Origin of the sequence: Pseudomonas sp. R19M, from assembly GCF_050312585.1 — a bacterium.
In the GTDB taxonomy this organism is placed as follows: Bacteria; Pseudomonadota; Gammaproteobacteria; order Pseudomonadales; family Pseudomonadaceae; genus Aquipseudomonas; species Aquipseudomonas palleroniana.
The window spans coordinates 38247-47279 of sequence record NZ_JBNPJV010000070.1 but is presented as its reverse complement, the minus strand read 5'-3'; the positions used below and the strand labels follow the sequence as shown (position 1 = coordinate 47279).

Below are 9033 nucleotides of genomic sequence, written 5' to 3'. Positions count from 1 at the left end.
GGGTCAGCCACCTGATGTATCAACTGACCCACCGCTATCGGGAGCAAGCCCCCTCCCACAGGTTTGCCTGCGGCGCTTAGCGCATGGCGAGCAAGGCTGTGACCAACGGCTGTAGATCCAGACGATTGACGACCTTCACCTGTTCGATCATCGCCTCAGGCCAACACTGCAGCCCCAGGCACGCGCCGAGCATGGCGCCGAGCATCGCGGCGATGGTGTCAGTGTCGCCGCCGAGGCTGGCGGCCAGGCACAGCGCTTCGAATGCGCTCATATCACCCACCGCCACTTGCTGGGCCAGGGCGAACGACACCACTACCGATTCCTGGGACGCCACGGAGGTGCCGATCAACTCATAAAGCAGGTCAGCGAACAGCGCCTTGTCGCCGCTGCCCACGCTCAAGGTGCGCGCCCAACTGATCCGCGTGGAAATGCGTCCGCCAGCCACCCAATAGCCATGGTCCTGCGCTTGTTGGGCGATCTGGACGCCGATGTTCAAGGCTTCACCCAAGTCCACTCCGTTGATGCCGGCCGACACCACCGCCGCCACCGCCGCCGCACTGGAGATGCCCAGCGTGGTGTTATGGGTGACCTGGCACGCCTGGATCACCGCCTGGATAAACTGCGCCGGGTCGCGGATGTCGGCGGCAATGCCCACCGGCGTAATACGCATGGCCGCACCATTGGTGGTGCCGTAGCGTCCGGACTCTTGCGGCGTGTGGCCGGCGAGAATCATCTCGATCGCGCGCTTGGTCGACGGGCCGAGCAAATCCTGGGAGCCCTTGGCGCGCATGGCTGCTTCCCAGTCGATCAGGCGTTGGGCGAGCACCTGGGGGTCGATCCTGCCCTGGCCCTCGACCAGTAACTCACCGACCAGGATCGCTTGCTCGGTGTCATCCGTAATCGAACCGGCCGGCATGTTCGGGGCGATAGGCTGGTCGGCGTGAGCATCTTGCAGAGCGGTGATTGCACCAAATTGCATGCGCACTTGCTCGCGGCTCAGGGACTGGGTGGGCATCCCCAAGGCATCGCCCAGGGCCAAGCCGTAGAAGGCGCCAAGCGCGCGGTCTTGCGGGCTCATTTCGACGCTCCAAACTGCAGGTGCAGACGAAAATGCAGAGGGTCCAGCCAGCTTTCGACATATTCCATGAAACGCTCGCGACGGTCGTAAGTGGTACGCGCGGCTTTGAGAAACACGCAGCCGGCGGGTCGCCCGAGCAACTCGGCATCGTCGTCACTCAAGGCTTCGGCGCCGATCCATTGGTCGCCGTTGGCGCCTATGTAGCCAAAGGCTGCCAAGGTGATGGTCAGTGAGTTATCGATCAGGCCGACACTGGGCAAACTTTCCAGACCACCGCAAGCAGGCATCAACGAGCGCTCCAGGGACACTGCGATACCATCGGGAGTGCGGCGCAGGCGGTCGAGCGCAATGAACTGGTCGCTGCCGAAACGGCTGAGCAGGTCAGGACGGGTTACGGCTTCCAGGCGCAGGATATCGGTGGTCACCTGCGCGCCCGTATCGGCCAGGGCCTGGGCCCACCCGCTGCGTTGGTCGAGCGCCATGCCGTCAAAGGTGACGATGGAGCCGACACCGCTCTGGGTGGCGATGTAGTTGCGCCGCTTGAGTTCGGCCAGCGCTTCGCGCAGGGTGCCGCGGCTGACCGCGAACTCTTCGGCCAACTGGTGCTCGCCGGGGAGCAGGAAACCGTCGGCCATCACTCCAGCCTCGATCCGGCGGATGAGTTCGTCGACGACGCGTTTTTTCTTATCAAATCGAACATGTTTAATCATGTACAAATTGATAGCCGAAAGCGCCGGTTTCCCGCAAGCAAATTATTTCAGGGAGATGAAAAAACGCGCCTCAGGGTTCCAGGCCAATGGGGAAAAACTCCCCGCCGCTCCAGACTCCCAGCCAGTTCTGACCGTTGATCGGGCGGCTGACCGCCAGCTCGACCAATTGATAGAACGCGTTGCGATGCACGAGGGCCTCCAGGTTGGTACGTACCCGCAGATAGGGGGCCGGTTCCTGGGTGACCGGATCGATCACCACCCGCAACGGGTGTTCGAGGCCGGCGTCGATCTGCTCATCGACATTGGTCGTAAAGCGCAACACCTGGTCTTCGCCCTGCCCTTGCACCTCCAGGGTCAACGCGACAAACGGCGCATCATCGACGCGGATGCCGACCTTTTCCACGGGCGTGACCAGAAAGTACTCGTCACCGTCACGGCGGATGATGTTGGAGAACAACTTGACCATCGGCTTACGCCCAATCGGCGTGCCCTGATAAAACCAGGTGCCGTCGCGGGCGATGCGCATGTCGATGTGGCCGCAGAAATCCGGATTCCACAGGTGCACTGGCGCCGGTCCCTTACCCTTGGGCAGTTGGGCCAACAGATCATTGGCCTTGGCGGAATCGGTCATCGGGTTCTCCTGCTCTTACTGATTGCTCATACCCAGCAAGCCTCGGGCGTACTGCGCCAGCGGGCGGGCAATCAGATCTTCTGGCTTGTTGTCGTGGAACGTCAGTAAACCGCCACGACTGCGAATGCGTGCAGTATCAATCAAATACTGGGTGCTGGTCTCGATCAACATGATCTGGATCACCCCGCTGTCCAGGCCCAGCCGGTCCAGGGCCTGCTGATCGGTCCACTCATCGGCATTGCCGATACGGTCATCGGCTGCCGCAAAGCGGCAATACAACAGGTAATGCGCCCCTGCGGCCCGCGCCTCAGCCATGGCTTGTTCGAGCCCTTCCGGCTTGCGGGCGCGGCGCACCATGGGGAAATACTCGACGAAGCCATTGAAGGCTTCCTCGGCCACCACGTTGGGGCGCGGGTAGGCGCTGCCCGGCGGCACAAAGGCGCCCTGGGCGATAAAGACAAAGGAGTCCGGCTGTATGCGAACCGAGGCCGTACGGCGTGTATCACTGTGGTCCAGCAACCCGGCGTCGCTCATCTGATAACGGGTGCCTTCGGCCATATCGCTGACGGTCATGCAACCACTCAGCGTCAACGACGCCAGCAACAAAACCAGACTACGCATCCTAATCCTCCAGAAGCCGGTGACGGAAAACCGGCGAATGGGGGTCAGATGCAGGTTTTGCGCCATTTGGTAGCAACACATAACAAATGTGGGAGGGGGCTTGCTCCCGATGGACTGCGTAGCAGGCCCATTTTTGAGGCCGCTGCGCGGCCTATCGGGAGCAAGTCGAATCGTCGCACCGCCCCTCCCACATCGGGTGTTGGGTTGCCCTGGGGATGGGTTAGCCGCCAATGATCTTCATGATTGTCGCGCCGCCGGAGAAGGCGACTTCCTGCTTGTCGCCCAGGGCTTTCATCAACAAGCCTTGCAGGGCCGGCAAAGCCTGGTGGCGCGGCTTGTCCAGCAGGTCACCGATGTAATGCCGGTTACTCGACGACAGGCAACCATGCAACCAACCGGTAGAGGACAGCCGCAGTCGCGAACACGTGCGGCAAAACGGTACGCTTTCATTGGCGATCACACCGAAGAAGCCTTTGCCCGGCACCTCATAACGCACCGCCGTAGCATCCACGGGGGCATCGGCCTGCAGATAGTCGTGATGTTCGCCGATCAGGCTGAGCAGTTGCTGCAGGCTGACAAATTGCTGCAGGAACGCGTTGGAGTCCTTGGCCAGGTGGCCCATGCGCATCAGCTCGATAAAGCGCAGCTCGTAGCCACGCTCCAGGCAGTAGTCGAGCAGCGGCAGCACCTGGTCCAGGTTCTGCCCGCGCAGTGGCACCATGTTGACCTTGATCTTGATCCCGGCCGCACGGGCCTGGTCCATACCGTCGAGCACGCTGGCCAGGTCGCCGCCACGGGCAATGCTGCGAAAGGCGTCGGCGTCCAGGGTATCGAGGGAGACGTTGATGCGCCGGATACCGGCATCCAGCAACAGCGGCAGTTTGCGCGCAAGCAACTGGCCATTGGTGGTCAGGCTGATGTCACTCAGGCCCATCTGCCCTACCGCGCCCATGAAGGCTTCCAGCTTGGGGCTGACCAACGGCTCGCCGCCGGTGATACGCAGGCGGTCGATGCCCGCCGCTTCGATCAGGTAGGCCACGCCACGCGCCATCGCCTCAGCCGAGAGTTCATCCTGGGCAGCCACCAATCGCTTGCCATTGGGCACGCAATAGGTACACGCATAATTGCAGGCTGAAGTCAGGCTGATCCGCAAATTGCGAAACCGCCTGCCTTGACGATCAACGATCATGGATCACTCCGGCAGAGGATAATGTGGGCGCGCTAGAAGCTGACTCAATAATCAGCTTTTAGCAAGATCCCTGCCTGAGTATATTCCCGGGATACCGCGCCAGGCAGAAAATCATCAGGGTGCGGGCGGCAGGTCCGTCGAGTGTTTGCGCTTGTTGCCCATGCGCACACCGATGTCCATCAGGAACTGGAAAAAGCCTTCCTGATCTTCCAGCACATTACTCCAGAACGGCGAGTGGTACAGCGCCACGGCGCCGTGCACCAACGCCCAGGCGGCGCAGTAGTGGAAATAGGGCGGCACATCTTCAAGCTTGCCTTCGCTGATGCGGCCCTTGATCAGCAAGGTCAGGCGTTCGAAGTTCGAGGCACGGATCTTGTGCAGCTCCTCCACCATTTCCGGCACCTGATGCCCCTTGACTACCTTTTCTTCCAGGCGGTCGAACAGGCGATAACGCTGCGGGTCGCGCATGCGGAACTCGAAGTAGGCCCGGGACAGGGCTTCCTTGTCCTTGTCCACGTCGGCCGAGTGCAACAGCTCGTTCAAGTCGCGCTCGTAGTCGAGCATCAGGCGCAGGTAAATCTCGGCCTTGGACTTGAAGTGCTTGTAGATGGTGCCTTTGCCGATACCCACGGCATCCGCAATCATCTCGACGGTGACGCTGTCTTCACCTTGTTCGAGGAACAGCTTGAGTGCGGTGTCGAGAATTTCCTGCTCGCGGCGGCGAAACTCACGGACCTTACGGGGTTCTTTTTGCATGAGGAAAAGGTCTGCAGAGTGAATAGGTGAAGGGTTGCGCAGGGCCAGGGATACCTGGCGATACGATTTACCCGGTTTGAGGGATTATCCCGACTGAACGGTCGTTGGGCAACGCCTATGTGAACCCGCTCCGCACTAAACTTTCAGCACGCCAACGTTTTTACCGATATCAGTCAGAAATAATACGCAACACCTGCACCTGCCCATCAACCCAATGAGAACTCAAGGGAAGCGCGTGTATTCCAAATCTGTTTAAAAAACGATCAGATCCGACTGGACTGAATAGGATAGTGATCAATACTTCAACTGTCGGCGTGGCATCTCCCCCAAGTGGCGCGTCGACCCGGGTACCGACGGACTGCGTACCCTTGTTTACTCCTAATGGTCTTAGCCCGGATTCACCCCCCAGAACCCGGGTTTTTTTTGCCTGCCGTTTAAGCCTCTTACACAGCGACGTGAGCCAACGGAAACAGGCGCCGGAAATTCTCGGTGGTCTGTTCGGCAAAACGCTCGTAGGACTCGCCGCGCAGCATCGCCAGATAATCCGCCACGTCGCGCACATACTCCGGCAGGTTCGGTTTGCCACGATGGGGAATCGGCGCCAGGTACGGCGAATCGGTCTCCACCAGCAAACGGTCGGCCGGCACTTGGCGCGCCACGTCACGCAAAGCGTCAGCATTGCGGAAGGTGACGATGCCTGACAGGGAGATGTAGAAACCCAGGTCCAGAGCGGCCTTGGCCATGTCCCAGTCTTCAGTGAAGCAATGCAGCACACCCGCCTGGGGCAATGCGGCTTCGCGCAGCAAGGCCAGGGTGTCGGCGCGGGCGCCACGGGTATGGACAATCACCGGCTTGGCGGTTTGCCGGGCGGCTTGCAGGTGCAGGCGGAACGACGCTTGCTGCAATTCGGCCGCTTCAGGCTCGTAGTGGTAATCCAGCCCGGTCTCGCCGATGGCCACCACGCGCGGGTGGTTGAGTTCACTCAGCAACCAATCGAGGGCCGGCGCTTCGCCGGGCTTGAGGTCCAGCGGGTGGATACCCACCGAGCAATCCACATCGGCGTAACGCTCGGCCAGGGCCTTGACGTCGGCGGCGTTCTCGGCGCTGACGCCAATACACAGGAAGTGCCCTACCCCGCGCTGGCGCGCCGCTTCAAGGGCAGCGTCAAGGGAGCCGCCGTGCTGGGCAAGGTCGAGTCGATCAAGATGGCAATGGGAGTCTACGAGCATAGGAAGTTACAACTTGAGTCACGATAAGTGTCTGGCCAACGATACACCCGTCAGCCACGGAAATTAACGACGGCCGAGCAGACCGGCCCATTGCACCAGCAGTGCTTCGAGCAACAGCACACGGTTGAGGTTGGCCTTGCCGAGGACCTTCTGGCGCTGAGCGAGAATCCAGTCCTGGATATTCAGCACCTTGTCCTGCGCACTTTTCTGCGCGAGGTACTGCACAACTTTGCGCATATCGGGCAGTCCCAGGCCGCTTTCATCCTGGGTCAACTGGTAGCGCAGGATCAGGCTCGACCAGTCGCAGAACCAGTCGAACAGCAGCAGCAGGGGAACATCCTTCCAGGCGCTTTCAGCCAGCTGGGTGGCCGAGAGTTCCTGCTTGAGCAGTTTCTTCACCCCATCGACCACCAACGCCCGCTGCTCACGCACGCCCTGGGCCTGCAGCTTGACGGCGGCCAAAGGGGAACCGGCGGCCAGGGTCAACAACTCGACCCGCTCATCTGCGGAACAGTCCGGCAGTGCCTGCGCCAGCCACTCAAGGCTCATCGCCTCACTCGGCAAGGGGCATGCCTGCTGCACGCAACGACTGCGAATGGTCGGCAACAAACGGCTGGACTGATGGCTGACCAACAGCAGTACCGTATCGCCGGACGGTTCTTCCAGGCTCTTGAGCAAGGCATTGGCGGCGTTGATGTTCATGGCCTCCACCGGCTCGATCAAGACCACCTTGCGCCCGCCCATCTGTGCGGTCTGCACCACGAAGCTGACGAGGTCGCGCACCTGGTCGACCTTGATCGCCTTGTCGGCCTCCTCGGGTTCCAGCAGGTAGTTATCCGGGTGGCTGCCTGCCTTGAGCAACAGGCAGGACTTGCATACGCCGCAGGCGTCCAGGTTGACCGGTTGCTGGCACAACAGGCTCGCCATCAGCCGCTCGGCCAGATCACGCTTGCCGATACCTGCCGGCCCGTGCAGCAGGTAGGCGTGGGCGTGCTGGGCACGACCGGCCAATTGCTGCCAGAGGCTATCCTGCCAGGGGTAGGCTTCAGCCACGGGTGCGCTCCAGCAATGCAGGCAACAGCGCATCGATGGCGTGTTGCACTTGAGTCAGGGGCTGCGCCGCGTCCAGCAAATAGTAACGCGCAGGCTCGGCGGCGGCGCGCTTGAGGAACGCCGTGCGCACGGCATCAAAAAAGGTGCGGCCTTCCAGTTCGAAACGGTCCAGGCGACCACGGGCACTGGCCCGCGCCAGGCCGACTTCAACCGGCAGGTCGAACACCAGGGTCAGGTCAGGGCGCAAATCGCCTTGCACGAACGTTTCCAACGCGGCGATGCGCTCCACCGACAAACCCCGGCCGCCGCCCTGATAGGCATAGGTGGAGTCGGTGAAACGGTCGCAGATCACCACGGCACCGCGTGCCAGCGCCGGGCGAATCACTTCGGCCAGGTGCTGGGCACGGGCGGCGAATACCAGCAGTAGCTCGGTGTCCGGGTTCATCTGTTCTTCACCCGGCGCCAATAACACTTCACGAATACGTTCGGCCAGCGGCGTGCCCCCTGGCTCACGGGTCAGCACAACCTCGATGCCCTCTGCGCGCAGCCGTTCGGCCAGGTAATCGCGATTGGTGCTTTTGCCGGCACCTTCCGGGCCTTCCAGGGTAATAAACAAGCCAGTCACAGGCAGTCCTTAGTCAGAGTCATTGCAGGCTTTGCGGCGCGGCGGTGTCCGGCGCGGGCTCAGTGGGCGCATCGGCCGGTGGCGTTGTGTCTTGCGGCGGCTTGACCACCGGCGCCGGGCTGGAGCGATAGTCGGCACGGCGCTTGAGTTGAAACTCACGCACGGCCGCATTATGCGCATCCAGGTCATCGGAAAAAATATGGCTGCCATCGCCACGCGCAACAAAATACAGGCTGCTACCCGGCACCGGGTTCAACGCCGCGTGGATGGCCTCGCGGCCGACCATGGCGATCGGCGTCGGCGGCAGGCCGGCGACCATGTAGGTGTTGTACGGGTTGGCCTCCTTGAGATGCGCCCGCGTCAGCTTGCCGGTGTAGCGTTCGCCCAGGCCATAGATCACCGTCGGGTCGGTCTGCAGCAGCATGCCCATCTTCATGCGCCGCACGAACACCCCGGCAATCTGCCCCCGCTCCTCCGGCACCCCGGTCTCTTTCTCCACCAGCGAGGCCATGATCAGCGCTTGATAGGGATCGGTGTAAGGTGCATCGGCAGCCCGCTTGCTCCACTCCTGGGCGAGTACATCGTCCAGGCGGTTGTAGGCTTTTTTCAGGAATTCGACGTCGGTCATGCCGCGCACGAAGCGATAGGTGTCCGGGAAGAAGCGCCCTTCTGGAAACACGTCCGGGTGGCCGAGTTTTTCCATCACTTCCTTGTCGCTCAGGCCGGACAGGGTCTGCACAATTTTTTCGTGCTTGGCCAACGCCGCACGCACCTGGCGGAAATTCCAGCCTTCGACCAGCGTCAGGCTGTATTGCACCACTTCGCCACGCTGCCATAGACCGATCAAGCCTTCAGCAGTCAGGCCAGGGGTCATGCGGTATTCGCCGCTGTGCAGTGGCTGGCCGTCAAGGTTGAAACGCCAGTACAGGCGCAGCCAGAAGGCACCGTCAAGCACACCCTCGGCCTCCAGGCGATTGAAGGTGCCCGTCGGGGTTGCCCCGGCCGGTACATCCAGCAATTGCTCCTGGCTCAGCTTCAGGGGTTGTTTCAGGGCAGAATCGAGCTTCCAGGCCGAAAAGCCCAGCACAATGCCTGCCGAGACCAAGCCTACCAGCAGCAATAAAAGCAGTTTTCGTATCAA

Annotated in this window: 10 protein-coding genes; all 10 read right to left on the bottom strand. The window is 61.5% G+C overall.

The genetic code is table 11. The annotated features are described in order from the left end of the window. Nucleotides 1-76: 76 nt before the first annotated feature. The 10 genes from ACQRBT_RS14880 to mltG all read right to left on the bottom strand — a co-directional run bounded on the left by ACQRBT_RS14880 (nucleotide 77) and on the right by mltG (nucleotide 9033). Nucleotides 77-1078, bottom strand: a complete 1002-nt coding sequence (locus ACQRBT_RS14880; protein ID WP_412047554.1) for an ADP-ribosylglycohydrolase family protein — start codon at nucleotides 1076-1078, stop codon at nucleotides 77-79. After that, nucleotides 1075-1788, bottom strand: coding sequence for a GntR family transcriptional regulator (locus ACQRBT_RS14875; RefSeq protein ID WP_411985689.1), 714 nt, complete (start codon nucleotides 1786-1788; stop codon nucleotides 1075-1077). Before ACQRBT_RS14875 ends, ACQRBT_RS14880 begins: the two co-directional genes overlap by 4 nt. A 70-nt stretch (nucleotides 1789-1858) precedes the next feature. Further along, nucleotides 1859-2419 carry a DUF1285 domain-containing protein gene (locus tag ACQRBT_RS14870; protein WP_198763451.1) on the bottom strand — a complete coding sequence of 187 codons (561 nt, stop codon included), beginning with the start codon at nucleotides 2417-2419 and terminating at the stop codon, nucleotides 1859-1861. Between the two features lie 15 nt (nucleotides 2420-2434). Then, nucleotides 2435-3040, bottom strand: coding sequence for a DUF4823 domain-containing protein (locus ACQRBT_RS14865; protein ID WP_060756296.1), 606 nt, complete (start codon nucleotides 3038-3040; stop codon nucleotides 2435-2437). Between the two features lie 220 nt (nucleotides 3041-3260). Further along, nucleotides 3261-4229 carry a GTP 3',8-cyclase MoaA gene (locus tag ACQRBT_RS14860; RefSeq protein WP_412047553.1) on the bottom strand — a complete coding sequence of 323 codons (969 nt, stop codon included), beginning with the start codon at nucleotides 4227-4229 and terminating at the stop codon, nucleotides 3261-3263. A 114-nt stretch (nucleotides 4230-4343) separates the two neighbouring features. Continuing rightward, entirely contained in the window at nucleotides 4344-4985 is a 642-nt protein-coding gene (locus ACQRBT_RS14855) for a TetR/AcrR family transcriptional regulator (RefSeq protein ID WP_090369111.1), read from the bottom strand. Between the two features lie 443 nt (nucleotides 4986-5428). Beyond that, entirely contained in the window at nucleotides 5429-6214 is a 786-nt protein-coding gene (locus ACQRBT_RS14850; protein WP_060756299.1) for a TatD family hydrolase, read from the bottom strand. Nucleotides 6215-6277: 63 nt separating this feature from the next. Further along, complete coding sequence (locus ACQRBT_RS14845) at nucleotides 6278-7267, bottom strand: DNA polymerase III subunit delta' (RefSeq protein ID WP_104994591.1); 990 nt, start codon at nucleotides 7265-7267, stop codon at nucleotides 6278-6280. Continuing rightward, nucleotides 7260-7892 (bottom strand): dTMP kinase, encoded by a 633-nt coding sequence (gene tmk / locus ACQRBT_RS14840; protein WP_412047552.1) that lies wholly within the window; start codon nucleotides 7890-7892, stop codon nucleotides 7260-7262. The genes ACQRBT_RS14845 and tmk overlap by 8 nt, the downstream gene beginning before the upstream one ends. A 19-nt stretch (nucleotides 7893-7911) precedes the next feature. Beyond that, the gene (mltG, locus tag ACQRBT_RS14835; RefSeq protein WP_104994593.1) at nucleotides 7912-9033 is read right to left on the bottom strand and encodes an endolytic transglycosylase MltG; all 1122 of its coding nucleotides are present in this window, start codon (nucleotides 9031-9033) and stop codon (nucleotides 7912-7914) included.

Bases quoted from the DNA above. Each gene is read 5' to 3' on its own strand.
- ACQRBT_RS14880 (WP_412047554.1), bottom strand. From the start codon at position 1,078: ATGAGCCCGCAAGACCGCGCGCTTGGCGCCTTCTACGGCTTGGCCCTG.
- ACQRBT_RS14875 (WP_411985689.1), bottom strand. From the start codon at position 1,788: ATGATTAAACATGTTCGATTTGATAAGAAAAAACGCGTCGTCGACGAA.
- ACQRBT_RS14870 (WP_198763451.1), bottom strand. From the start codon at position 2,419: ATGACCGATTCCGCCAAGGCCAATGATCTGTTGGCCCAACTGCCCAAG.
- ACQRBT_RS14865 (WP_060756296.1), bottom strand. From the start codon at position 3,040: ATGCGTAGTCTGGTTTTGTTGCTGGCGTCGTTGACGCTGAGTGGTTGC.
- ACQRBT_RS14860 (WP_412047553.1), bottom strand. From the start codon at position 4,229: ATGATCGTTGATCGTCAAGGCAGGCGGTTTCGCAATTTGCGGATCAGC.
- ACQRBT_RS14855 (WP_090369111.1), bottom strand. From the start codon at position 4,985: ATGCAAAAAGAACCCCGTAAGGTCCGTGAGTTTCGCCGCCGCGAGCAG.
- ACQRBT_RS14850 (WP_060756299.1), bottom strand. From the start codon at position 6,214: ATGCTCGTAGACTCCCATTGCCATCTTGATCGACTCGACCTTGCCCAG.